The sequence below is a fragment of the Anaerolineales bacterium genome, assembly GCA_025808555.1.
In the GTDB taxonomy this organism is placed as follows: domain Bacteria; phylum Chloroflexota; class Anaerolineae; order Anaerolineales; family UBA11579; genus JAMCZK01.
This window is the reverse complement of the sequence record CP075526.1, coordinates 1,955,429-1,979,205: the sequence shown is the minus strand read 5'-3', so window position 1 is coordinate 1,979,205 and position 23,777 is coordinate 1,955,429. Positions and strand designations below refer to the sequence as shown.

Sequence of the window (23,777 nt, the reverse complement as noted above, 5' to 3'; positions counted from 1 at the left end):
AGCGGCAAATGCCGCTCTTTTTTGTTTGTGTTTAAAAAACGAGACTACTTCTTACCTTCGATGTAGTCAACCGCGCCACCCACAGTGGTAATGCTCTGCGCGTCTTCATCAGAGATCTCGATGCTCAACTTGTCCTCGAGAGCCATGATGAGCTCCACGATGTCCAGAGAGTCAGCTTCGAGATCCTCACGGAAACGAGCCTCACGGGTGACCTTGGCAGCGTCTACGCCGAGCAGCTCGACGACAGTAGCCTTCACTTGTTCAAATGTATCCGACATGTATGCCTCCAGAAGTTTTGACTGCGTTATTCTACCTTCAGTAGCCGCTAATCAGGCGCTAAATTGACAGCCTAATTTGCGGCTGGTAAACTAGCCATCACTCCACAGGAACACTACTACATGGCGAAAGTTACGGGTACCGGCGCCCGAAAAGCCGACCACATTCGCATCAATCTTGAAGAAGATGTACGCTCTGGCCTCACCACCGGGTTTGAAAAGTATTCCTTCCTTCATAACGCCCTGCCTGAGCTGAATCTGGATGAAGTAGACCTGTCTGTGCAGGTCTTCGGCAAGCAGCTCAAGTCCCCCATCCTCATCTCATCCATGACCGGCGGCACCGACGAGGCTGGCAAGATCAACCAGGCCCTGGCCGAAGCCGCTCAGGAAACGGGCATCGCCCTCGGCTTGGGCAGCCAGCGCGCCGCCATTGAGGACCCCACCCTCGAGACCACCTTCCGCGTGCGCAACGTGGCGCCAGACATTCTGCTCTTCGCCAACGTCGGCGCCGTGCAGCTCAACTATGGCTACGGCCTGAACCACCTACAGCGCGCTGTGGATATGGCCGAGGCCGACGCGCTGATGCTGCACCTTAACGCCGTGCAAGAGGCCGTGCAGCCGGAGGGTGATACCAACTTCGCCGGTCTGCTCAAGAAGATCGAGATCATGTGCAAGCAGCTGCCCGTGCCGGTTGTGGTCAAAGAGGTCGGCTGGGGCATCTCCGGCGAGTTAGCCAAGCAGCTGGCCCGCGCCGGCGTGCAGGCCATTGACGTGGCTGGCGCCGGGGGCACCTCGTGGAGCCAGGTTGAAATGCACCGCGCCAAGAATCCCAGCCAGGCCCGCTTGGCCGCCGCTTTTGTGGATTGGGGTATCCCCACATCCGAAAGCATCATGCAAGTTCGTCAGGCCGTGAAGACCATGCGCATCTTCGCCTCCGGTGGGCTGCGCAGCGGCGTGGACATTGCCAAGGGCATCGCCCTCGGCGCCGAGCTGGGCGGCATGGCCGGCCCCTTCCTCAAAGCGGCGGTCAAGTCCAGCAAAGCGGTAGTCGAGACCATCAACGAAGTCAGCCGTGAGCTGCAGGTGGCCATGTTCGCCGCCGGAGCCGGCAGCATCAGCAGCCTGCAAGCCGTGCCGCTCATCTACCGCGGCGAGTAACTCCCCTCGTTCCATTCAATATGGCGCAACGCGTTCAGCTGGGTCTATAATCCAGCTCTATGTCGCTTGCCTCATACCAAGACGAACTGCTCCCTGCCATCGAAGACGCGCTGCAGACCGCCGTGCAGCCCGCACGCCTCACCAACTCACAATCCCCGCAGGAATTACAGGCCATGCTGCGCTATCACATGGGCTGGGAAGGCGAAGGCGCCGGCCCCAAGGCCAGCGGCAAGCGCGTCCGCCCCACCCTGGTACTGCTCAGCGCCGCCGCCGCCGGCGCTGATTGGCGTGCGGCCCTGCCGGCCGCGGCCGCGGTCGAGATCTTGCATAACTTCTCGCTGATCCATGACGACATTCAGGACAACAGCGAGCAACGCCGCGGTCGCCCCACCGTGTGGGCCAAATGGGGCATGCCCCAGGCTATTAACGCCGGCGATACCCTCTTCGCCCTGGCCCACATGGCCCTCGAAGGGCTGTCGGAAACCACCTCTGACCAGGCCTACATCCAGGCCGCCCGCTTGCTCCCACGCACCAGCCTGCAGCTCACCCAGGGCCAGTATCTCGATCTGGCCTATGAGTCCATGCCCAACATAACCACCGAAGATTATTGGCCCATGATCTGGGGCAAGACCGGCGCATTGATCGCCGCCTGCGTGCGCATGGGCGCCCTGGTGGGCGGCGCCGAGGGCACCGCGCTCAAAGCCTACATGGTCTTTGGCGAGAAGCTGGGCCTGGCCTTCCAAGTGCATGATGATCTGCTCGGCATCTGGGGCAATCCGGATGCGATGGGCAAATCTGCCCATACCGACCTGCTCAGCGGCAAGAAATCGCTGCCGGTGTTATATGCGCTCCAAAAAGACGGCGAGTTTGCCCACGGCTGGCGCGCCGGTGTCACCTCGCAGAATGTTGACGCCCTGGCCGAGCAACTGGAAGCCGAAGGCGCTCGCGAATACACCCAGCAGCAGGCCGAGAAGCTGACGCAGGAAGCCATTGACGCCCTGCACGCCGCCAAGCCACAGGCCGAGCCGGGTGCGGCGCTGGCCGAGCTGGCTGAAGAGCTGGGCCGCCGCGAGATATAGCCAGCCCCTGTTTGATTTTTGCATGAGTTTCATGCGTCCTCATAACGAGCATTTTGCCTCCTCGTTCCCTGCCACAGGAGGCAGCCATGACAATGACCTTGGATTCGCACGAGAAGTTGTTCATTCATGAACTGAAGGATCTCTACAATGCAGAGAACCAGTTGATCGAAGCGCTTCCCAAAGTGATCAACGCCGTCAACAAGCAGGAAGTCAAAGATGCCCTCTCTTCCCACCTTGCAGAAACGAAAGAGCACGCCAAGCGAATTGAAGGCATCTTCAAAACGCTCGACTGGGAAGCCGGCGGCGTGAAGTGTGTGGGCATGGAAGGCCTCGTCAAAGAAGGCGACGAGATCATGAAAGAGAAGGAGTTACCCAAGGATCTCCTTACCGAGGTTTTGGTCACCGGTGGGCAGAAGATCGAGCATTACGAGATCGTTGCCTACAAGTCGGCCATCAAAGCCGCTGAGGAACTGGGGCACACCCAGACCGCTTCGATCCTGGCGCAATCCCTGCGTGAGGAACAAGCTGCTCTTGAAAAGCTCCAGCAGCTCGCCTAGTACTTGCCTGTAAGAAAAAAAGAGCGCCCCGTTCGGGGCGCTCTTTTTTAATGGACGGCAATGTTGTTGTTTACGCCAACATTGGCACGTACGAAACCTCAAACAGCACACGGCCGAACAGCAGCGAGATGATCAGCAACACCACAAAGATGGTGAAGATCAACTGCGCAATGTTGGCCGCCGTCACTTCAACGCCACGGAAGCCCAACAAACCGGCAATGATGGCGATGACAAGAAAAGTGAGTGCCCAAGTTAACATGATTACCTCCGTTGGTAGTGGATTGTTACCACCGACAACGGCTTCCCACGGGATGTATCACTGACATAAACGAAAGGCACTGGCTTTCGCCAGTGCCTTTAACTTTTCTCTAAGAAAATTACTATTCCCTACTCGTAGGCAGGGATCTCGACCTCACGCCCGCCCACGCTGACGCGGTGATACGGCAGCCACACCACGCCAAAGGTGCTGACATAGATATCTTTGCGCGCCGCCGCGATCGGGATCTGGCTGATCTTGTCAGCTACCGCATCCCAACGCGCATCAATTGCTTCCAGCGCCTGCTGCACTTCATCCCCCATCGCTTCCATCTCCTTCTCCAGGCTGGTGATGGTGGCCTTGCTGTCTTCCACGCGGGCCTTCGCCTCGCTGGACATGCGATGCTTGGTCAGCGAGGTGGTCAGGCGCCGGCTTCTGCCGGCAAACAGGCCAATGACATTCTCCAGATGCGTGCCCATCGCCTCTATATTTCGCTGGTTGGCCTTCTGCTCATCCTGGCCCAGGTCGCGGCGCTCTTTTTCCAGCTTCTTCTGCAGGTTCTTGATCTGGGTCTCGAACTTTTGCTTGGCCTTGTCAACTTCCTGGTTGCTCTTGCTCTGCGCTTCCTGCGCGCACAACGCCGCAAATTCCTCGCGGGTCAATTCCGGCCCGGCATATAACTTCAGCTCGTCATTGGCCCACACCTGCACTTCGCTGGCCCGGTACACCCAGTCGGCGAAATCGCGCTCCATGATCTTGAGCTGCGCACCGTCGGCGAGAGTCCCGCTCAGGTCAGCATATACAGCTTCATCGTCCTGCGGGCGGCCCTCTAGGCTGCGCTCCTCCACCGGGTCATGCTCAAAATCTTCCCAGCGCAGGTTGCGCGCCGGCACATCCGTCACCAGGGCGGCTTTGTAGGTTTCCAGGTCGAGGTTGTACTTGCGCTGCAGAATGCGCACTTGCGCCTGCGCCAGAAGGGCTGGGTGGTACGCCAGGCCGATGCGCTTGGCATCCGCCGGCAGGCTGCGGCGGCTGAGCTGCGCCGCCGCCTCCAGGCCCAGCGCGGCGGGCATGAACAGCTCTTGCACACCAGAGGGGACGATAGGCCGGTGGCCCAGGGCGCCAGTTTGTGAATTCATTTGCGGCTCCTCTTTTGAAGATGATGACGGCTTGCCAGCCTTGGCCGCCGGAGCGGCGCCTGAGGCCAGCTTGTTGAGCGCAGGGATCTGGCTGCGCGTCAGCGGGCCAGCCAAATAGTTCATGGCCCATCGAGTATAGAAGATGACGGGCTGCTTCTCATGCACATTGTGGAGCAGGAACACGCGCTTATCCAGCGCGGAGATCTGCTTGTCGTAGTCAGAGCGCTTGAACGCGCCGGGGGCTGCGCCCTCCAACCCATCCAGCAGGCGCTCCTTGTCGCGGTCGGTTTGCAGCTTGCCAATGAACCACGAGCCTGCGTTGGAGAGCGCCTTGTAGTCGACATCCACCGGATTTTGCGTGGCCAGCAACTGCCCCACGCCAAAGGCGCGCGCCTGCTTCAGCATGCGCAGCATCGGCGCCTTGCTGGGCGGCTCTTTCACCGGCGGCAGATAGCCGTGGATCTCGTCGAAGTACACCAGAGCGCGCAGCGAGCCGGTGCCGCGCTGGTTGCGCATCCAGGTTTCCACTGCCGAGTACAGCAGCGTAATGAAGAACATACGCTCCGCATCCGAAAGATGCGAGAGCAGGAAGATGCTGTGGCGCGGCTTGCCGTCCTTGGTGAACAGCAGCTTCTCGATCTCCAGCGGCGTGCCCTCCAGCCAGGTCTGGAAGCTGGGCGCGGCCAGAATATTGTTCAAGCGCAGCGCCAGCGCACCGCGGTCTTTGGCCGGGAAGAACTGGTCCAGATCCAGCACGCCCAGCTTGCTGAGGGGAGGGTTCTGCACCTGGCGGATCAGGTCGCCCAGGCTCAGATCGCGCCCGGCCGCCCAGGCTTGCTCGAACAAATTCGCCAGCAGGATATGCTCGCGGGATTTCACCGGGTCTACATCATCAAAGCCCACCAGGCCCAGGATGGCCGTGGCAGTCGAAGCGATCCGCTCGCGGATGGCTTCGCGGTGCTCGTTCCAGTCCTCTTGCGGTGCCTGCAGCGAAGCCAGGATGCTGACCGGGTAACCAGCATCTGAGCCCGGCGTGTACACCGCAAACTCAGCCGAGTCCGTCAGGGCCTGAATGCGCTCCGGCCCAATGCCCCAGTCAGCCAGGCCTTTGCTCCACAGCTGGGCGGTAGCCGCCGCGGCCGTTTGCACGTCCTGCCCGGCCCGCTTGGCTTCGTCAGGGTTGATCCAGGGCTCAAAATCCGCCGGCTGCAGATTGGGGAAGTGCAGCAGTAGGTTGGTGATGTCACCTTTGGGGTCGATCATCAACGCTGGGATGCCCTGCAGCGCAGCCTCTTCCAGAATACCGATGCACAAGCCGGTCTTGCCAGAGCCGGTCATGCCGAAGACCACACCGTGCGTGGTCAGGTCAGCCGGGTCGTAAAGCACCGCTTCGTCGGTGGTTTGGTTCTTCTTTAGATCGTGGACTTTACCAAGGTAGAACTTGCCCTTGGTATTCAGCACATCTGCAGCCTTGGTCTTGCTGGGCGCAGTCTTTTTGGTTGCCGCTTTTTTAGTAGACGTTTTCTTGGTTGCTTTCTTTGCCATAAGCGAATAATAACATCGGCCTCAGACAAACTCCATAAAAACCTGGTTGCCTAGCAGGCGGCCTTGGTGCGTCAGACGCAGTGCGCCCGACGCGGTTTCCAGCAGACCGCGCCGCTGCAGCACAGAAATGCTGCGCCCATACGTCTGCTCCAGCGTGCTGCCAAAGCGTTCGGCAAAGCCCGCCTGCGATACGCCCTCGCGCACCAGGCGCAGGCCCATCATCATCGTCTCGCCCATCTCTCGCCGGGCGTCCACGCGTTCGGCGCTGGCCGTCACCGGCGTGCGCGGGTACTCCAAGGCCGGCGGCTGCGCCGCGGCTTCGCGCATGCGCTTGATGTAAGCCGCCGGGGCCAGCACATTGGCCGTGCGGTGGCCGGCCAAAAAGCCATGCGCCCCTGCCCCCAACCCTGCGTAAGGCAAATTGCGCCAGTATTGCAAGTTATGGCGGCAAACCCGCGGCTGCCCATCGCCGCCCAATTTTGCCCAGTTGGAGATCTCGTACTGCACGAAACCGGCGTCCGCGAGCATGCGGTCAGCCAGCTCATACATCTCAGCGGCTGCATCCCCATCCGGCAGGGCCAGCAGGCCGCGTGCATCCAGTTCCCTGAACGGCGTGCCGTGCTCAATGCTCAACGCATACAGCGAGAGGTGCTCAGGCGCCAGGCTGGTCGCCAGCTCCAGGTTGCGCTGCCAGCTGGCCAGGCTCTGCCCGGGCAGGCCAAAGATCCAGTCCAGGTTCAGGTTGTCGAAACCGGCTTGCCGCGCCCACTTGACCGAATTGACCACATCCACAAAGTCGTGCTCGCGCTCCAGTACCAACAGCTCGTGCGGGCTGGCCGACTGCACGCCCAGGCTGATGCGGTTGAAGCCCGCTGCCCGCAGGCCAGCCAGGTACTCCGGGCTGAGCGTGCCGGGGTTAGCTTCCAGCGAGATCTCGGCATCCGCGGCGACATCATAGGCGTCTTGCAGCGCCTGTAACAGGCGCTGCATCGCTTCCAGCGGCAGCAGCGAAGGCGTGCCGCCGCCCAGAAAGATCGTGTGCACCGGCAGCCGCTCGCCCGCCTCCCTGGCCAGCCAATACGCCTCAGCGATCAGCGCATCCGTGTACGCCGGGATGAGGTTATCCAGGCCTGCATAGGTATTGAAATCACAATAGCCACACCGGTGGCGGCAAAAGGGAATGTGCAAATACAAGCTGGTGGGCTGCATCACAAACAGTATAACCAGTGCGCATTTTGAAAGCAGCGATTTGTATCCTTATGCGCCTGTTCGCTGCCATCTTCGCTACTCATCCATTATTCATTCGGTCAACCCACCCCTTGATATAATCGCCCGAGTTTATGGCAACCGACAAACCTCGCTCCACCCCCACCAAAATTTGCCCCAGCTGTGGCACCCGCGTCAGTGAGAATGCGCCCCGCTGCCTGGTGTGCGGTCACCAGTTCGTGGCTGGTAGCACGCCTATTACTAAAAAGGCCGCCAAGGCAGACGCACCCATCGGCGGCCGCACCAGCCTGCCTGAGCTGCGCCTCAGCCTGCCGATCGCCATCGGCTTGCTGGTGCTCCTGCTCCTGGTCGGCAGTGGCGTAGCCTACGCCGCCCTCTCACAGACCGGGCGCCTCTTGGCGCCTGAAGTCGAGGGCACCGCCACCGCTACGCCTACCGTCACGGCTACCGAAACGCCGGAGACGCCCACTGCCACCTCCACCCCTGAGCCTACCTACACTCCCCTGGCTTATACAGTGCAGCAGAACGATACTTGCGGTGGCATTGGCTTTGCCTTCAACGTCAGCGCTGCCTCGATCATTTTACAAAACTCGCTGGATGCGAATTGCAGCCTGTTCATCGGCCAGGCGCTGCTCATCCCCCAGCCTACCTTCACCGCCACGCCGCAAGCCACCGCCACCCTGGGCGAGATGGAAGCCACCATTGCCGCCTGCGATGTGCAGAGCTATGTGGTGCAGGCTGGCGAATCGCTCAGCCTGATCGCGGTCACCTACGGCGTGCCGATGGAAGCCATCATGAGCTGGAACAACCTGACCTCAGACGGCACCTTTGAAGGCCAGCGCCTTGCCATCCCGCTGTGCATGCGTACTTTTGTGGGCGTCTCCACGGTGACCCCCACCGTAGCCCCGCCTTATCCGGCCCCTGAGCTGCTGCTCCCGGTGGACGGCGACGCCTTCACCTCCAGCAGCGACACCATTGCGCTGCAGTGGGCTTCCGTGGGCGCGCTGCGCAACAACGAGTACTATCAGGTCACCATTGTGGATGTGACCAGCGGCCGCAACCTGCATATCACTGACGAAGTGAAAGACACCACTTTCTCGGTACCCACCTCCTTCCGCCCCACCGATGGCCGCCCGCATATCTTCCGCTGGTACGTGGTCACCGTGGCGCAGATCGGCGTGGATGCAGACGGCCTGCCCGTCTACATCCAAGGTGGCCCGGCAAGCCTGGTGCGCACCTTCACCTGGAACGGCAGCGGTGCTCCGGCCCAGTCAACGCCTACTCCGTAGTCACATCAAAACAAAAAAGCCCGCTCAATGAGCGGGCTTTTTTTATCTTTGTAGTCTGGGCAGCTTATTTGCGCTTGTTCATCGGCACAAAGTCGCGTTGATCCTCGCCCAGGTAGACCTGGCGCGGGCGGGCAATCTTCTGCTCATCGTCCAACAGCATCTCCTGCCACTGTGCCAGCCATCCCACGGTGCGTGGGATGGCGAACATCACCGGGAAGAACGCCACCGGCAGGCCCATGGCCTGGTAGATGATGCCCGAGTAGAAGTCCACATTGGGATAGAGCTTGCGCGAGATGAAATACTCATCGCTCAGGGCGATCTGCTCCAGCTCGACGGCGATGTCCAGAAGCGCATTGCGGCCGGTCACCTTGAAGACGTCCTCGGCTACCTGTTTGATGATCTTGGCGCGCGGGTCATAGTTCTTGTAGACGCGGTGGCCGAAACCCATCAGGCGGCCTTCGCCCTTCTTCACTTTTTCAACAAAGCTGGGAATGTTCTTGACGTCGCCGATCTGGCTCAGCATGCGCAGCACAGCCTCGTTGGCGCCGCCGTGCAGCGGGCCGTACAGGGCCGCTGCCGCGCCGGCCATGGCGGAGTACGGGTCCACCTTGCTGGAGCCGATGGCGCGCATTGCATTCGTGCTGCAGTTCTGTTCATGGTCTGCGTGCAGAATGAACAGCACGTCCAGCGCGCGCTCCAGGACCGGGTTGGGCTCGTAGTTCTGCTCCATCATCTTGAACATCATGCTCAAGAAGTTGCCCGGGTAGCTCAGGTTGTTGTCAGGGTAAATGAACGGCAACCCGCGGCTGTGGCGGTACGAGAACGCCGCGATGGTGGGCACCTTGGCGATCAACCGCTGGATCTGGATGGTGCGCACGCTGGTGTCGTTGATCTGGTTGGCTTCAGGATAGAAGGTGGAAAGCGCCGCTACGGTGGCGATGAACATGCCCATCGGGTGGGCGTCGTAGCGGAAGTTCTGCATGAAGTGCTTGATGTTCTCGTGGATGATGGTGTGGTGCGTAATATCGTGCACCCACTGGGCCAGCTGGTCCTTGTTGGGCAGTTCGCCGTACAGGATGAGATACGCCACTTCCAAATATGTGCACTTTTCGGCCAGTTGCTCGATCGGGTAGCCGCGATAACGCAGGATACCGTTGTCGCCATCCAGGTAGGTGATCTCGCTCTTGGTGCTGGCTGTGTTCATGAAGGCCGGGTCGTACGTCATCAGACCGAAGTCCTCAGGGCCGGTTTTAATCTGGCGCAGGTCAATGGCTTTGATCGTGCCTTCCCAGATCGGCAGTTCGTACTCCTGCCCGGTGCGGTTATCTTTGATGCTTAGCGTGTCTTTTGCCATGCCTGCTCCGATCCGTGTTTACAGCTTCAGTGCGGCGGTCAGCTCACGCACTTCAGCGGCAGAGTTATCCAGCATTGCTTTCTCTTCGTCGTTCAAGGTGTACTCGATCACCTTCTCCAGGCCCTTGCGGCCAAGCTGGGCCGGTACGCCAAAGAAGATGTCTTTCAGCCCGTACTCGCCGTTCATCCATACTGCGCACGGGGCAATCAGTTGCTTGTCCTTCAAAATGGCCTCGGCCATTTGGGCAACCGCCACCGAGGGTGCGTAGAAGGCGCTGCCCTGCTTCAGCAGGGCCACGATCTCGCCGCCGCCCTTGCGAGTGCGGTCGACGATGGCCGCCAAGCGGTCCGCTGGCATGGTCTCGTTGAGCGGCACACCGGCCACGTTGGAGTGGCGGGTGAGCGGCACCATGCTGTCGCCGTGGCCGCCCAGCACGTAGCAGAAGATGTTCTCCACGCTCACGCCCAGCTCCATGGCTACAAAGGCGCGCATGCGGGCCGAGTCGAGGATGCCGGCCTGGCCGATCACGCGCTCGCGCGGCAGACCGCCGGCCTTCATTGCCACGTAGCACATGGCATCCAGCGGGTTGGTGAGGATGATGTAGATGGCGTTGGGGGAACGCTTGAGGGTCTCTTCAGTGGCTTTCTTGACGATGTCGGCATTGGTGGCCAGCAGGTCGTCGCGGCTCATGCCCGGCTTACGCGGCAGACCAGCAGTGATGACCACAATGTCAGAACCTTCGCTGGCGGCATAGTCGTTGCTGCCTTCGATCTTGACATCCTTGCCGATGACCGGCATGGCCTGGAACAAATCGAGGGCTTTGCCCTGCGGCATGCCCTCGACGACGTCAATTAGTGCAAGCTGGGCCAGCTCACGCTCGGCGAGCCAGTGGGCGGCGGTGGCTCCGGTCATGCCCGCGCCTACGATGGTGATCTTGTGCGACATTCACTTCTCCGCTTAGAGGGAATAATGTTTTTTGATACAACGGGGCGATTATATCACCGCCCCTATCCAGGCTTATCGATACCCAGCAACACAAGCGTCCTCAAAATTTGAGGACGCTTGTACCTTGTGCATCTGTGCAGCGCCAGCCTGCTTATTCGTTGGCCTCCAGGAAGCGGGTGGCCTGGATGCCGGCGGCGGCGCCCATGCCAGCCGAGGTGATCACCTGGCGAAAGTGCGGGTCGGCCACTTCGCCGGCGGCAAAGACGCCGGGCACGCTGGTTTCCATGTAGCGGTTGGCTACCAGGTAGCCGCCCGCGTCCATTTCCAGCTGGCCTTGGAACAACTGCGTGTTCGGCGTATGGCCGATGAAAATGAACACGCCATCGGTGGTGAAGGGCAACTTCTCGCCGGTTTCCACATTCTCCAGCTCGACCGTTTGCACCGTGCCGTTGCCCTCGATCTTGTTCACCACCGTATTGGTGAGGAATTTCATCTTGGGGTTGTCCTTGGCGCGCTGCAGCAGGAGTTCACCGGCGCGGAAATCATCCCGGCGGTGAATGACGGTGACGTTGTTGGCGAAGCGGGTCAGGAAGGCGCCCTCTTCCATGGCGCTGTCACCGCCGCCGACAACCACAATGTCTTTGTCTTTAAAGAAGAAGCCGTCACAAGTGCCGCAATACGAGACGCCGCGACCTGTGAACTCAACCTCACCCGGCACCTGCAAATGGCGCGGGGTAGCCCCGGTGCCGATAATGAGCGTCTCGGCCAGGTATTCGGTGGCGTAGGTAGTGACTTTGAAGGGGCGCTGGCTCAGGTCCACCTTGACGGCGGTATCAAAGACGGTCTTGGCACCAAAATGCTCGGCCTGCTTGCGGAACAGCTCGGTTAGCTCAGGGCCGCCTACTGCATCCGGAAAGCCCGGATAGTTTTCAACCGTGTGGGTGAGGGAGACCTGGCCGCCGTAGTCCTGGCCGGCCAGGACTACCGGCTGCAGCTGGGCGCGGGCGGTGTAAAGGGCCGCGGCCAGCCCGGCTGGGCCGGAACCGAGAATGAGCACTTTGACGTGCTCTTGAGGGAGTTGTTTGTCAGTCTGTGTGGCTTCCATAATGTATAGATGTTGTGAGGTTTGGAAAGATTACATGGATTATACAAGGCTTGTTCATCATCCCTTTCTTTGACCTAAAGGATTCCTCCCTCGCTATCGCTCGGTTCGGAATGACACTGCTCCAGGCAGGTAAAATCACTTGATGAGCACGCCCGCCCCTGCTGCCACCACTACCAGCTACCAGGCCGCCACCCAGACCGCGGCCTGGCACCGCGTGACGCAGCCGGGCGTGCTGCGCCTGAGTGGCGCCACCCGCGTAGACTACTTGCAGCGCCAGACCACCAACGATGTCGGCCTGCTCAGCCCGCAGCGCGCCGTGCCCAGCGTGCTGACCAACCCCAGCGCCCGCATTCTGGAAGTCTTCACCCTCTTGCAGCAGGATGAACATATTCTGCTGCTCACCCAGCCCGGCCATGCGCCGGGGTTGGCCGCCTATTTCAAGCGCCACCTTTTCTTCAACGATCAGGTGACCATCGAAGACGCCAGCGCGGCCTGGACCCAGATCGAGCTTTACGGGCCGCAAGTGAGCGGCGCATTGGCCAGCCTTGGCTTCGCAAGCCAGCCGAGCACACTGGACGAGGTGGTCACCGCCACTTGGCAGGAGCACACCCTCTATGCCATCCAAGACGAAGGCTGCCTGCGCCTGCTGCTGCCGGATGGGCTGTCCCTGCCCACCGAGTGGGCCTCGTTGCCCGAACTGGATCTTGAGACACGTGAGCTGCTGCGCATCGAGGCCGGCCGCCCCGGCGCACCAGAATTCACCGACGCATATACGCCCTTTGAGATCGGGCTGGGCCGCTATGTATCCGATACCAAGGGCTGCTACACCGGGCAGGAAGTGCTGGCCCGCCAGGTGACCTATGACAAGGTCACCCGCGCCCTGGCCCAGCTCAGCAGCCAGCAGCCGCTGACGGCGGGCGAGAGCGTCAGCCTGGATGGCCGTACCATCGGCCAGGTCAGCTCGGCGGCGGTCTCGCCCGCCCACGGGCCGATGGCGTTGGCGGTACTGCGCAAGCCTTTTACCGCCGGCGACCAGGTGACCGCCAACGGCCATCCCGCCACCATCCGCTGATCCGTGCCGGGTTGCGCCCATGGCAGCGATGGGCGGAAAACTTTTAATCATCATCATGTTCATTTGTGTGTGCCCCCAAGTTTGCATCTGAAGTTAAAACATTTGCCTTGATCTGTGGCGGTGAGCTAGCCGACCCTTACGGTAAATGTACTTAATGTATTAATTGTTTTAATTCTTTTAACCTGCACTATCGCTCCGACCTAGATGGCTGGTAAAGGTGGCTAGCTTGCGCGAGTTGGCAGCCCAGCGGGCGGCGAGTATGGGATTCATGGTCTTTTTCATGCGGTGGGTATAGCGCAGTTTTGACGGATGCGAGCAGATTGGGACTTGGCGTCAAGGCAGCCGTGTTTGCTGCGCGAACCTTTTCGCATGGAGGGCGGGTTTGAAACCCGCCCCTACGGCCGCGTTCATCCTGAGCGGGTGGATAAGCCAACACCCGGTCGCAGAGGCCGGGCCAGCGATGGAACTTTGCTGGCATGTCTTCTATGCAGCGCGTGCGATTGATACGCGTAGCAAGGATCCCACGCTGCGCTCTGGATGCACATGGGTATGGATGCGGACGCAGCATGCTACGCTGCATGGGCGCGTACGCCCCTACATGCTCCCTCGAGCACTAGACTTACGCAAAAATACGTTGTTAAAAGGCATTTTTGAAGGATCTTTAGGCCAGTTTAAGTATTTCTAAGCAAAATGCTTGACAAATTCAAATAATTCTGTATACTTCTGCATGATTGAGCAAGCAAAAATAAGGATTTATAAGGTTCGTTTTAGGTTTTAGGAGGCATCATGTATAGCAATTTTCATAGCACCAGTCACACCCCCGCCGGCGAGGCCGCACGTATCGCCGCCCAGCAGGCTCAGGGTCACACCCTGGCCGAGGGCCAGCACTACGTCGTCGCCAGCAGCGTGGTAGACCAGCTGCGCAGCGAGGCTGCCGCCGCCCTGTTCTCGCTGGGTGCGTGGATCAAGCCCCGCAAGCTGGCCCGCCCCACCACCCCGGTGCAGCTGCCGCACGGCAGCGCCATGCAGGCCGCCAACGGCGGCGTGGCCAGCTAAGACGGCCATGCACCACGCACCGAATGCTTGCCCCGTGTGCAGCGGCAAGCTGGTCCTGACCAGCTTGCGCTGCCGCGAGTGCGACACGACCCTGCAGGGGCGCTTCGCCAGCGCTCCCTTCAGCCAGCTCAGCGAAGAGCAACTCGCCTTCGTTGAGCTGTTCGTGCGCAATGAGGGCAAGATCACCCGCATGGAGGCCGATCTCAGTCTCTCCTACCCCACCATCCGCAACCGCCTGATGGAAGTCATCCGCGCCCTCGGCTTTGAGCCGGGTGAAGATGAGTTCGCCGGGCTCAGCGAGGACGAACGCAAACGGATTGTGGATGACCTGGAACGCGGCAAGATCAGCTATGAAGAGGCATTACGCCTAATTCAAGAGGAAGAAGGAAACTAGCTATGGCACGGATGGAACTTGGCAGCAACGACTCCCCGATGATCACCGTCGAAAGCGTGCAGGGCTCCCTGCAGGTGCGCGGCTGGGATGAAGAGCGGGTACGCATTGATGTGCGCAGCGAGCAGGATGTTCAGGTCAACAGCACGCCGGACAGCGTGACCCTAAGCGCCACCAATGACTGTGTGATCCGCGTCCCCAGCGGCAGCACGCTGACGGTGGAGGATGTGACGCGTGACGTTTACATCCAGAACCTGGAGAGCACCGTATACATCAACAACGTCTCCGGCTCGCTGACCCTGCGCAGCACCGGCGACACCAAAGTAGACAATGTCTCCGGCGATCTGACAGCCCGCAACATTGAGGGCAGCCTGAGCGCAGACGAGGTTTCTGGCAATACCACCGTACGGAATGTGGATGGCGACCTGCGGGTTAGCTCGGTGCATGGCAATCTCTCGCTGCGCAACATCGAAGGCGATGTGACCGCCAACGTAGACGGCAACGCCGACCTGCGCCTGGACTCTGACAGCGGCGATGTGCACGTGGAGGCTGGCGGCAACGTATTCTGCAAGCTATCCGACTCGGGTGATGCCGATGTGCAACTGGAAAGCGCCGGCAACAGCATTCATCTGAACACCCCCAGCGGCAAAAACCACATCCAGGCCGAAAGCCATCAATTCACCCTGGGTGATGGCGGCCGTGCAATTCACCTGAAGGCCATCGGCCTTGTGGATTTCCGCAGCCGCGGCGGCGAGGATGGCCTTGAAGACCTGGATATTGATCTTGACCTGGATCTGGACATGATCGAAGTCAACGCCGGCCTGGCTGGCGAGATCACTGACCAGGTCAGCGCCCAGATCGATGCTCAGATGGAGAATGTGAACCAGCAACTGCGCGATCTGCAGAACCGCCTGCGCAACACCACCGACCGGGCTGCACGCCGCGCCCAGCGCCGCATTGATGAAGCGCAGCGCCGCATCAACAGCCGGGTGGTGGTGCGCAATGCCCGCGGCCCAGTGATCGTGCAGCCGAAGAAAGCTGCGCCGATCAGCGAGCAGGAACGCATGATGATCCTGCAAATGGTGCAGGACAACAAGATCAGCGTGGCGCAGGCCGAGATGCTGCTGAACACGATCGAAGGCCGCCAGCCTGCTGCCCCGGTTGCACCGACACCGCCCACGCCGCCAACACCGCCTACGCCGCCAACACCGCCCACCCCGCCGGTAGCCCCGCAGGCCCCTGACCTGCCCGAGGACCGCGATGCCTAATTCACGCGAACGGATGGAAATTCTGCAAAAGCTGGAGCGCGGCGAGATCAGCCCGGCGGATGCCGAGAAAATGCTCTCCGGCCTGATGGATATTCCCCGCCCGGCTCCGCCCACTCGCATGAGCATCCTGGAGCAGGTGGAAGCCGGCACCCTTAGCGCAGACGATGCGGCCGAGGAACTGCTCAAGCAGGCTGGCGGCAAAAACCGCGGCCGCCAACAGAGCCGCGGCGAGAGCCGGCAGCAGGATGCAGAAGCGGACGACTTCGTCAGCTTCACGCCTATCAAGCGCAACAGCGTCATGGGCAGCTTCCTGTTCATCGCCGGCCTATCCGTCACCCTGTTGGCGGCCCTGTGGATGGGCATGATCCTGCAGCGCAGCGGGCTGACCTTCGGGTTCTTTTGTCTATGGTTTCCGTTCGCGGTGGGCCTGGCGGCCCTGGCGCTTGGCTGGGCCGCCCGCAATGGCGATTGGATGCAGCTGAACGTGCGCTCACGCAAAGAGGGCAACCGCAACGTATTCATCAGCCTGCCCCTGCCGCTGAGCATTATTGAGCGCTTCGCCAAACGCGGGGATGCATGGCTGGTGATCAACCGGGATGACAAGAAATCAAACGGAAACGAGGGCTAAACCATGGCTAGCAGCGAAGAACGCATCAAGATCCTGCAAATGATCCGGGATGAGAAGATCAGCCCCGAGGACGGCGCAAAATTACTGGAAGCGCTGAACCGCAGCGCGGGCGGTCGCCCGCCGGCCGCCATGGGCCGCACCCCCGCCCCAGGCGAAGAAGCCCGCAACCTGCGGGTGCGCGTAACCGATATGAACACCGGCAAGGCCAAGGTGAGCGTCAGTTTGCCGCTCTCGCTGGTGGACGCCGGCATCAACATCGCCTCCAACTTTGTGCCCGAGGTGGCCCAGGCCGACATCATGAGCGCCATCCGCAGCGGGGCCATCGGGAAAGTGGTGGACATTGAAGACGAGGAAGACGGCCAACACGTAGAGATCTTCATCGAATAGCCTGAGAGGGCGAACAAAACCAACAAAAAGCAAACCAAACCGCCGTGGACATCCACGGCGGTTTGGTTTGCGGGCTATACTCGCGCCATGGCCGTGCGCAACCCGGATGAAGTCTTCGTCACCCCTGAGCAGCTGCCGGCTGCGTGCAGGGGGCAGCTGCATGCTGAGGCCGTGCGCGGCATTGCGCTGTTCAATGCCGGCGAGTATTGGGAGGCGCACGAGGCGCTGGAAACGGCCTGGAAAGAAGAGCGCGGCCCAGCCCGCCACCTATACAAGGGCATTTTGCAGGCGGGCGTGATGTACTTGCAGATCCAGCGTGGCAACTATCTGGGCATGGCCAAGATGTACGAGCGTTGCAAGAAGTGGCTGCGCCCCTGGCCGCCGGTATGCCGCGGCGTGAACGTAGACCAGCTGCGCGCCGATGTGGAAGCCGCCATCAGTGAAGCACGGCGGCTGGGGCCAGAGCGCCTGGGGGAATTTGATACAGCTCTACTTAAGCCAGTAGAGCTCAGTGACTAGATGCTCACTCGTTGAACCATGCATAGGCTACTTGGGTCGTGGGCTGGCCGGCAAACTCTTCCTGTTTCTCTTCAACCAGCTCGCCGCCCATATGCTCATAGAAGCCGCGGGCTTGCATATTCTCTTTGAGGACCCATAAGAACACGGGGGATTGCTCCCGGCTGCGGAATTCGGCCAGGATGCGCTCCAGCAGCTCACGGCCGGCGCCCAGCCCCTGCGCTTCAGGCAGCAGGTATATGGTATAGATCTTGCCGGCGTAGCCGGATGACGGATTGCCTGGCTGGTCGCCTGTGTGCGGGCCGCCGGCGGCGAAACCGATGATTTGCTCGCCATCCAGAGCTACGAAGAGAAAGTGCGTCTCCGCCCGCTCTGTGAGCATGCGCCGCCACATCTCCTCGCGGCTTTCGACTGAGAGAGCATCCAGGAACTCATCCGGCAGCATGCTGCGATGGGCGCTGCGGAAGCTGGCGACATGCACGCGGGCTATTTCGGCTGCTTCCGCGGGATGAGCCGCGCGCACACTCATGGGGCCTGCCCCTGCAGGATGGCATCAATCTGCGGGCTGCCCACCAAGGCGCTAAGCCACAGCGGCTGCGCAGGCGCGTGCCGCTCTGGGAGCAGCACACGCTCCCACCATCCCACATCCCACCAGGTATTGAGCTTGTAACCCACTGACTGGAAAGTGGCAAAGTGTCGAAAGCCAAAAGATTCGTGCAAGCCCACGCTGCTTGGATTTGGCAAGGTGATGACTGCGTAGGCCTTGAAGAAGCCCTGGACCTTAAGAATTGCAAACAGCGCGGTATACATAAGCGCTGCCAATCCCTGGCGGAGAGCATCTGGATGGACATATACAGACGTTTCCACTGCCCAGTTATAGCCGGCACGCTGACGGTACTGGCTGGCGTAGGCGTAACCCAAGATGCGGCTCTCATGCTCAGCAACAAGCCAGGGATAACTATTCGAAATGCTTTGGATGCGGGTTTGCATCTCGCCAAGTGCGGGCACTTCAATCTCAAAAGAGGAGGCAGTATTATTCACAATTGGCGCGTAAATTTCTAAAATTGCAGCGGCATCTTCTTTGGTGGCGAGACGAAGAGCTATATTCGGCAATGCTTACACGCCTACTAATACCGCCCGCGCCGGGGCACCGTCAGTCTTATCCAGCTTGAGGGGCAAACACCAGAAGTTGTAGCGGCCCTGGGCCACTTGGGAGAGGTTGAGCCCTTCCACGATGACCACCCCCGCCTTGAGCAAGGCGACATGGGTGGGCTGCGGTTCGGGGAACGGGGCCACAGACAAATAGTCCACGCCCACCAGCTTGACGCCGCGCTTGACCAAGTACTGCGCGGCGCTGACATCTACGCCCACATAATCTTCGTCGAAAGGCTTGTAATCGCCCTTGGCCCAGTGTTTGGAGTTGCGGGTGCGGATGAGCACGCGCTGCGTGCGCGGCGGAATGCCGGCCGCCTCCAAATGCTCAGGCATGATGCGGTCAACGCTATCGTCCAGGTGCACCACATAGGCGCGCCCGATCAGCGTCTTGAGCGACAAACGCTCGACGGTGCTGCCGTCTTTGATGAAGTGATAGGGAGCGTCTACATGCGTACCGGTGTGCACGCCCATCTCGATGCGCGAAACATTGGCGACTGAACCATCTTCGATCTTCTGCACGCGTTCCAGCGTGACTCCCGGGTCGCCGGGCCACACGGGCATGGAAGGATCGATGGTGAGGGTTACATCGTAGGTGCGCATCTGCAGGCAGTATATAGAGGGGCGTTGGCACGCGCCAGTGGAATTAGTGAACAGTTGACAGTCAACAGTTCACAAAGACAGTTTGGAAAGAATGGCGATGAGTTGGACATTGATAGCTAGTAGTTAGCCCGCAAGCTAGCCTTCCAATCCACGCCTTGCAGATACTCCAAGCGCTGGGGGAAACGCGCCGGCATCAGGTGAAACACACGCGGCACCACGTCCAGCTCACAAATGCGGTCAGCGGCCAGATAGTCAAGCCAATAGCTGGAGACCGGAAGGCGTGGCGCGAGGGTGTGCAGCAGGACATTGAGCATGCGCAGATACGAGGGGCGCACGGGCAGCAAGCGGCGCGGCTGGCCGCTCCGCTCCATCACCAGTTCGATGATGCGCTTGTAGGACATGTGCTCCGGCCCGCCCACTTGATAGGTCTGGCCAAGGGTCTGGTCATCTTCCAGACACCAGGCCAGGCAGGTCACCAGGTCTTCCACCCAGATGGGCTGCAAGAGCGAGGCGCCATCGCCCGGCAAGGGGAAGACGCGGGGCACGTAGGCCAGCAACTGCGCCAGGCGCGTGGTGAAGTGATCGTTTGGGCCATACACAATGGCAGAGCGCAGGATGGTGTGCGGGATGGGGCTTTGGCGGATGAACTCTTCGGCGATGCCCTTGGTCTTGAGGGCCGGATAGGCCGCGGCGCGGTCGGCATCCAGGTGGCTGAGGTATACCAGGCGCTGCACGCCGGCATCCTGGGCCGCTTGCAGCAGGCTGCGCGTGCCGTCAATATCGGTGGCGCGCAGATCATCGCCGGGGTCGGCCCAGTCAATGCCGGCCAGGTGGTAGACGGTGTCGACGCCGACGAGGGCGGCGCGCAAGCCGCGCGTATCCGCCAGGCTGCTGATGGCAGCCTGCACGGATACGCCGTGCGGGAGCCGCGGCGAAAGGCTGGATGGGCGAATGAGGGCGCGCACCTGGTGGCCCTCCTGCACCAGGCGGTCAATCAAACGCTGACCAATAAAGCCTGGGCCACCGGTGACTAAAATCATGCTGCGTTTTTACCATATGCACGTATCGAAAGGCGGTTAAACTTGTTAACAATACATTCGCCGTTGCTTTATTCCCCTTTAAAGGCTGTGAATTACGATTATGCCGAAGATGCAAACAGCAAGCACCGTACAACGCGACCCCTTGTGGGTATTGGCCAAAGCCATTTCTGTGCTCACCAGCCCGGCCGTGCTGAGCTTCGCCAGCATGTACCTGATGGGCATTCAGATCAACGATGAGCGCTTCTGGCCGTGGGCGGGCGTGTACGCCGGCTTTGGCTTTGTGCTGCCCCTGCTCTACCTGATCTACCTGATGCGCAAGGGTGAGGTGAGCGACTTCCATATGAAGGAGCGCACCGAACGCATCAAGCCCATGGCGTTCATCTTCATCGTCTTCACGGTTGCCAGCGTGGTGATGTACTTCTCGGATGCGCCGTTTGTCATCCAGGCCTTCACTTACGTGGGCGCGCTGCAGGGCCTGCTGATGCTGCTGATCACGCTCAAATGGAAGATCAGCGGGCACGGCGCGGGGATTGCCGCCTTCGTGCTGCTGCTGTGGGCGCTGCTTGGCCCGGCGGCCGCGCCGCTGTTCCTGCTGGTGCCTTTGGTGCTGTGGGCGCGTGTGCACACTGACCGGCATGACCTGCCGCAGACCGTGATCGGCGCGATCGCAGGTTTTGCCTTCATGGCTGCGGCGCTGGCGTTGATCGCCGCCCGCTGCCCGGGAGCAGGCCTGGCCTGTTTCTAGGGCCACCAACTTAGAGGTTTACCCAATCCGGAGCCCACAGGGCAGAAATTGAAGGATTGGCACGTCTCTTGCATCCATGTCCAGCATGATGTTGGACATAACGGTGCAAGAGAACTCATTTAAAGGGCTAGCCAGCCGCGGGCGCCTAGGGGTGCATTACTTCCCGAACACGGCGCACTATCACAGCGCAGACCTGCTCACCTGGCTGCCCAAGATGCAGGCCATGGGCGCCAATTGGGTTGTGCTGCAAGCCACGGCTGAGCGCGCCATCCCCGAAGACTTCATTCGCAGTCTGGCACAGGCTGGGATTGAGCCGGTGCTGCACTTCCAACTGGCGCTGGACGGCGCCGCGGATGCCAGCGCGCTACAGGGCATGTTTGAAGCATATGCCAAGTGGGGCGTACGCTATGCCGTACTGTTCGACAAGCCCAACCTGCGCAGCCAGTGGCCTGCCACTGGCTGGACGCAGCGTGGGCTGGTGCCGCGCTTCCTGGAACTGTTCGTTCCGCTGGCGCAGGCGGCGATCGAAGCCGGCCTGACGCCGGTCTTCCCCCCGCTGGAGCCCGGCGGCGACTATTGGGACACAGCCTTCGTGCGCGGTGCGCTGGAAGAGCTGGACCAGCGCGGTGAGGAAGTACTGCTGGCCAATCTGGCTTTGGGCGCATACGCCTGGGTTGGCGAAAAAGGTTTGAACTGGGGCGAAGGCGGCCCGGAACGTTGGCCCGCCACACTGCCCTACTCCACGCCCGAGAACAGCCAGGACCAGCGCGGCTTCCGCATCTTTGATTGGTACAACGCGGTGACCACGGCGGCGATCGGCCGCAGCCTGCCCATGATTTTAGTGGCCACCGGCATACAGCAACACGGCGAGGCCGACTCCGTAACAACGCAACAATTGATCGAAACCCTGAAGGGTGCCGAGCTGCCCAACAACGTTGTAGCCGCCGGCCTTTGGCTGCTGGCCGCGGATGCGGACAGCCCCGAAGCCGGCCAGGCCTGGTTTGACGCAGAGGGCATGCCCAATGCGATCGCCGACGCGGCCCTGGAGCCGGGCCGCCTGGCCGCACACAGCTTCCCCACTGTCGAGAAGGGAACTGAGTTCGAGTCGCAGATCTCTGCGGTGCAGCACGAGGCTTTAAGCCACAGCCTGCCAGCGGCAGAGCCGCTGGCGGCCAGCGTGCCAGGCACATCGCGCAGCATTCGGCATTACCTGCTGCTGCCGGATGCGTATTGGCCACTGCAGCAGGCGGCTGCCTTCATTGCGCAGTACCAACCAACCATCGGATTTTCATTGGCCGAGGCCATGCTGGCCCAGCGCGTGACGCTGGCTGGCGGGCTGCAAGCTTTCTCTGACAGCACATTGCGTGAACTGATCCAGGCCGGATGCCAGGTAGAGAACCTGCCGGACATGGCCTAGCCACCAAGGGAGCACAAGTATGGAAGACTTCAACCTGGAAACCCAACCCACCAAGACCAAGCTCGGCCCGGTCATCAAGGTCGTAGGCCTGGGCGGCGGCGGCGGCAACGCCGTGGACCGCATGATCGAGCTGGGTCTGGAGAACATTGACTTCATCGCGGCCAACACTGACTATCAGGTGCTGCAGAGGAGCCTGGCGCCCACCAAGGTGCAGCTTGGCCCCCTGCTGACCCGCGGCCTGGGCGCCGGCGGCAATCCTGAGATCGGCCGCCAGGCCGCCATCGAGAGCCGCAAGGAACTTGAAGCCGCGCTGGAAGGCGCCGACATGGTGTTCCTGACGGCGGGCATGGGCGGCGGGACCGGCACCGGCTCCATCGCCATTGCGGGCGAAGTGGCGCGCGAACTGGGCGCGGTGACGATCGCGGTGGTGACGATGCCGTTCAGCTTTGAGATGGGCCGCCGCCTCAAGAACGCGCAGGAAGGCCTGGCCATGCTGCAACCCAACACGGACACGCTGATCGCGATCCCTAATGACCGCCTGCTGTATGTCGCTCCGCAGGACCTTCCGCTGGAAACTGCCTTCCGCATGGCGGATGATGTGCTGCGCCAGTCTGTGCAGGGCATTGCCGAGCTGGTGACCCAGCCCGGATTGATCAACGTGGACTTTGCGCATGTGCGCAACATGATGCTGAAGGGTGGCGGCGCGCTGATGGCGATCGGCCAGGGCACGGGCCAAGGCAAGGCCGTAGCAGCGGTGCAGCAGGCGCTCAATCACCCGCTGTTGGAGAGCGTTTCCCTCAAGGATGCTTCGGGCGTGATCGCCAACTTCAGTGGCGGTGATGACCTGACCCTGTTCGAAGTCGGCGAAGCGCTGGGTTACCTGCGTGAGCTGGTGAACGAGGATGTGGAAGTGGTGATGGGCGTCTCGAGCGATGAGCGCATGACCGAGCGCACTCAGGTGATCCTGGTGGTGACCGGCATCGGGGCCAAGAGCCTGGAAGAAGTGTTGCCCGGCGCCGAGAAGCTGCACCCGGTAGCGGTGACGGCTGCGCCAGCCAAAGTAGTGGCCAAGGCTGCCGTGCCGGCCATGGCCGCGGTAGGCATGCCCGCCGAGATGAATGGGATGGATGTTGTGCCTGACGAGATCGGCGAGGGCGAGACCGAGCCGAGCGAGAGCGCCTTCCAGGCAGGGGTCGAAGCCAAGCCTGTGCGAACCGAAATGATCGCCGAGAGCATGCCGGCCATGCCGGTGGACGTGCTCAACGATCTGGACGTGCCAGCCTTCATGCGCAAGCGCGCCCGCTTCAACTTGCGGGTGGGCGAATAGAGCAAGAGATGGACAACCAGACCATCAAAACGATCACTCAGCAGATCCACCGCCAGTTCCCTGAACTGGCGGGTGAGCAGCCGACTGTGCGCACGCAAGCCAGCGCCAAGAGCGCGGGTGGCGCCACGTATCTGCTGACTTTCAAAGGCCGCGCCGCCGGCGACGGGCCAAACCTGGCGCGCACGGTGCGCGTGGTGGCGGATGGGCGCGGCAAGGTTCTGAAGGTTACTACTTCACGGTGAAATG

The 23,777-nt window shown here is 61.1% G+C and carries 26 protein-coding genes; 15 read left to right on the top strand and 11 right to left on the bottom strand.

The genetic code is table 11. The annotated features are described in order from the left end of the window. Window positions 1-44 precede the first annotated feature (44 nt). Window positions 45-278 (bottom strand): acyl carrier protein, encoded by a 234-nt coding sequence (gene acpP / locus KIT08_09890; protein UYN89396.1) that lies wholly within the window; start codon window positions 276-278, stop codon window positions 45-47. A 120-nt stretch (window positions 279-398) separates the two neighbouring features. Between acpP and fni the strand changes: the two genes are divergently transcribed. The 3 genes from fni (at window position 399) to KIT08_09875 (ending at window position 3,069) form a co-directional block, all read left to right on the top strand. Then, a complete protein-coding gene (gene fni / locus KIT08_09885) occupies window positions 399-1,433 on the top strand; it encodes a type 2 isopentenyl-diphosphate Delta-isomerase (protein ID UYN89395.1) in 1,035 nt (344 codons plus the stop codon). A gap of 59 nt (window positions 1,434-1,492) precedes the next feature. Continuing rightward, window positions 1,493-2,512: a polyprenyl synthetase family protein gene (locus KIT08_09880; protein UYN89394.1), complete on the top strand. Its 1,020-nt coding sequence runs from the start codon at window positions 1,493-1,495 to the stop codon at window positions 2,510-2,512. Window positions 2,513-2,598: 86 nt separating this feature from the next. After that, the gene (locus KIT08_09875) at window positions 2,599-3,069 is read left to right on the top strand and encodes a ferritin-like domain-containing protein (GenBank protein UYN89393.1); all 471 of its coding nucleotides are present in this window, start codon (window positions 2,599-2,601) and stop codon (window positions 3,067-3,069) included. Window positions 3,070-3,139: 70 nt separating this feature from the next. Here KIT08_09875 and KIT08_09870 read toward each other — a convergent pair whose 3' ends face one another. The 3 genes from KIT08_09870 to hemW all read right to left on the bottom strand — a co-directional run bounded on the left by KIT08_09870 (window position 3,140) and on the right by hemW (window position 7,218). Further along, window positions 3,140-3,328, bottom strand: a complete 189-nt coding sequence (locus KIT08_09870; protein ID UYN89392.1) for a DUF1328 domain-containing protein — start codon at window positions 3,326-3,328, stop codon at window positions 3,140-3,142. Between the two features lie 128 nt (window positions 3,329-3,456). Further along, window positions 3,457-6,009, bottom strand: a complete 2,553-nt coding sequence (locus KIT08_09865) for a DUF87 domain-containing protein (GenBank protein ID UYN89391.1) — start codon at window positions 6,007-6,009, stop codon at window positions 3,457-3,459. A 21-nt stretch (window positions 6,010-6,030) separates the two neighbouring features. Next, a complete protein-coding gene (hemW, locus tag KIT08_09860) occupies window positions 6,031-7,218 on the bottom strand; it encodes a radical SAM family heme chaperone HemW (GenBank protein ID UYN89390.1) in 1,188 nt (395 codons plus the stop codon). A 131-nt stretch (window positions 7,219-7,349) separates the two neighbouring features. Here hemW and KIT08_09855 point away from each other — a divergent pair, with 131 nt between their 5' ends. Further along, the gene (locus KIT08_09855; protein UYN89389.1) at window positions 7,350-8,525 is read left to right on the top strand and encodes a LysM peptidoglycan-binding domain-containing protein; all 1,176 of its coding nucleotides are present in this window, start codon (window positions 7,350-7,352) and stop codon (window positions 8,523-8,525) included. A 64-nt stretch (window positions 8,526-8,589) separates the two neighbouring features. Here KIT08_09855 and KIT08_09850 read toward each other — a convergent pair whose 3' ends face one another. The 3 genes from KIT08_09850 to trxB form a co-directional block, all read right to left on the bottom strand. Then, window positions 8,590-9,879, bottom strand: coding sequence for a citrate synthase (locus KIT08_09850; GenBank protein UYN89388.1), 1,290 nt, complete (start codon window positions 9,877-9,879; stop codon window positions 8,590-8,592). A gap of 18 nt (window positions 9,880-9,897) precedes the next feature. Continuing rightward, window positions 9,898-10,824 (bottom strand): malate dehydrogenase, encoded by a 927-nt coding sequence (gene mdh, locus KIT08_09845; GenBank protein UYN89387.1) that lies wholly within the window; start codon window positions 10,822-10,824, stop codon window positions 9,898-9,900. A gap of 151 nt (window positions 10,825-10,975) precedes the next feature. Continuing rightward, entirely contained in the window at window positions 10,976-11,929 is a 954-nt protein-coding gene (trxB, locus tag KIT08_09840; protein UYN89386.1) for a thioredoxin-disulfide reductase, read from the bottom strand. Window positions 11,930-12,071: 142 nt separating this feature from the next. Here trxB and KIT08_09835 point away from each other — a divergent pair, with 142 nt between their 5' ends. From KIT08_09835 to KIT08_09805, 7 genes are all read left to right on the top strand, one after another. After that, window positions 12,072-13,001: a hypothetical protein gene (locus KIT08_09835; protein ID UYN89385.1), complete on the top strand. Its 930-nt coding sequence runs from the start codon at window positions 12,072-12,074 to the stop codon at window positions 12,999-13,001. 786 nt (window positions 13,002-13,787) lie between these two features. After that, entirely contained in the window at window positions 13,788-14,057 is a 270-nt protein-coding gene (locus KIT08_09830; protein ID UYN89384.1) for a hypothetical protein, read from the top strand. 7 nt (window positions 14,058-14,064) lie between these two features. Continuing rightward, on the top strand, window positions 14,065-14,451 hold the full coding sequence (locus KIT08_09825; GenBank protein UYN89383.1) for a DUF2089 domain-containing protein: 387 nt from the start codon (window positions 14,065-14,067) through the stop codon (window positions 14,449-14,451). Window positions 14,452-14,453: 2 nt separating this feature from the next. Then, a complete protein-coding gene (locus KIT08_09820) occupies window positions 14,454-15,716 on the top strand; it encodes a hypothetical protein (protein UYN89382.1) in 1,263 nt (420 codons plus the stop codon). Next, window positions 15,709-16,344 carry a hypothetical protein gene (locus tag KIT08_09815; GenBank protein ID UYN89381.1) on the top strand — a complete coding sequence of 212 codons (636 nt, stop codon included), beginning with the start codon at window positions 15,709-15,711 and terminating at the stop codon, window positions 16,342-16,344. Before KIT08_09820 ends, KIT08_09815 begins: the two co-directional genes overlap by 8 nt. Before the next feature lie 3 nt (window positions 16,345-16,347). Continuing rightward, a complete protein-coding gene (locus tag KIT08_09810; GenBank protein ID UYN89380.1) occupies window positions 16,348-16,731 on the top strand; it encodes a hypothetical protein in 384 nt (127 codons plus the stop codon). 87 nt (window positions 16,732-16,818) lie between these two features. After that, on the top strand, window positions 16,819-17,250 hold the full coding sequence (locus tag KIT08_09805; protein UYN89379.1) for a DUF309 domain-containing protein: 432 nt from the start codon (window positions 16,819-16,821) through the stop codon (window positions 17,248-17,250). 4 nt (window positions 17,251-17,254) lie between these two features. Here the strand turns inward: KIT08_09805 and KIT08_09800 are convergent, their stop codons facing one another. The 4 genes from KIT08_09800 to KIT08_09785 all read right to left on the bottom strand — a co-directional run bounded on the left by KIT08_09800 (window position 17,255) and on the right by KIT08_09785 (window position 20,042). After that, window positions 17,255-17,776, bottom strand: coding sequence for a GNAT family N-acetyltransferase (locus KIT08_09800; protein ID UYN89378.1), 522 nt, complete (start codon window positions 17,774-17,776; stop codon window positions 17,255-17,257). Beyond that, window positions 17,773-18,360, bottom strand: a complete 588-nt coding sequence (locus KIT08_09795; protein ID UYN89377.1) for an N-acetyltransferase — start codon at window positions 18,358-18,360, stop codon at window positions 17,773-17,775. The genes KIT08_09800 and KIT08_09795 overlap by 4 nt, the downstream gene beginning before the upstream one ends. Before the next feature lie 3 nt (window positions 18,361-18,363). Then, window positions 18,364-19,002 carry a cyclase family protein gene (locus KIT08_09790; GenBank protein ID UYN89376.1) on the bottom strand — a complete coding sequence of 213 codons (639 nt, stop codon included), beginning with the start codon at window positions 19,000-19,002 and terminating at the stop codon, window positions 18,364-18,366. Between the two features lie 116 nt (window positions 19,003-19,118). Continuing rightward, entirely contained in the window at window positions 19,119-20,042 is a 924-nt protein-coding gene (locus KIT08_09785) for an NAD-dependent epimerase/dehydratase family protein (protein ID UYN89375.1), read from the bottom strand. A gap of 109 nt (window positions 20,043-20,151) precedes the next feature. Between KIT08_09785 and KIT08_09780 the strand changes: the two genes are divergently transcribed. From KIT08_09780 to KIT08_09765, 4 genes are all read left to right on the top strand, one after another. After that, entirely contained in the window at window positions 20,152-20,787 is a 636-nt protein-coding gene (locus tag KIT08_09780) for a hypothetical protein (GenBank protein UYN89374.1), read from the top strand. 103 nt (window positions 20,788-20,890) lie between these two features. Beyond that, the gene (locus tag KIT08_09775; GenBank protein UYN89373.1) at window positions 20,891-22,204 is read left to right on the top strand and encodes a hypothetical protein; all 1,314 of its coding nucleotides are present in this window, start codon (window positions 20,891-20,893) and stop codon (window positions 22,202-22,204) included. A gap of 19 nt (window positions 22,205-22,223) precedes the next feature. Then, window positions 22,224-23,531, top strand: a complete 1,308-nt coding sequence (gene ftsZ, locus KIT08_09770; GenBank protein ID UYN89372.1) for a cell division protein FtsZ — start codon at window positions 22,224-22,226, stop codon at window positions 23,529-23,531. An 8-nt stretch (window positions 23,532-23,539) separates the two neighbouring features. Next, window positions 23,540-23,773: a hypothetical protein gene (locus KIT08_09765; GenBank protein ID UYN89371.1), complete on the top strand. Its 234-nt coding sequence runs from the start codon at window positions 23,540-23,542 to the stop codon at window positions 23,771-23,773. Window positions 23,774-23,777: the final 4 nt, after the last annotated feature.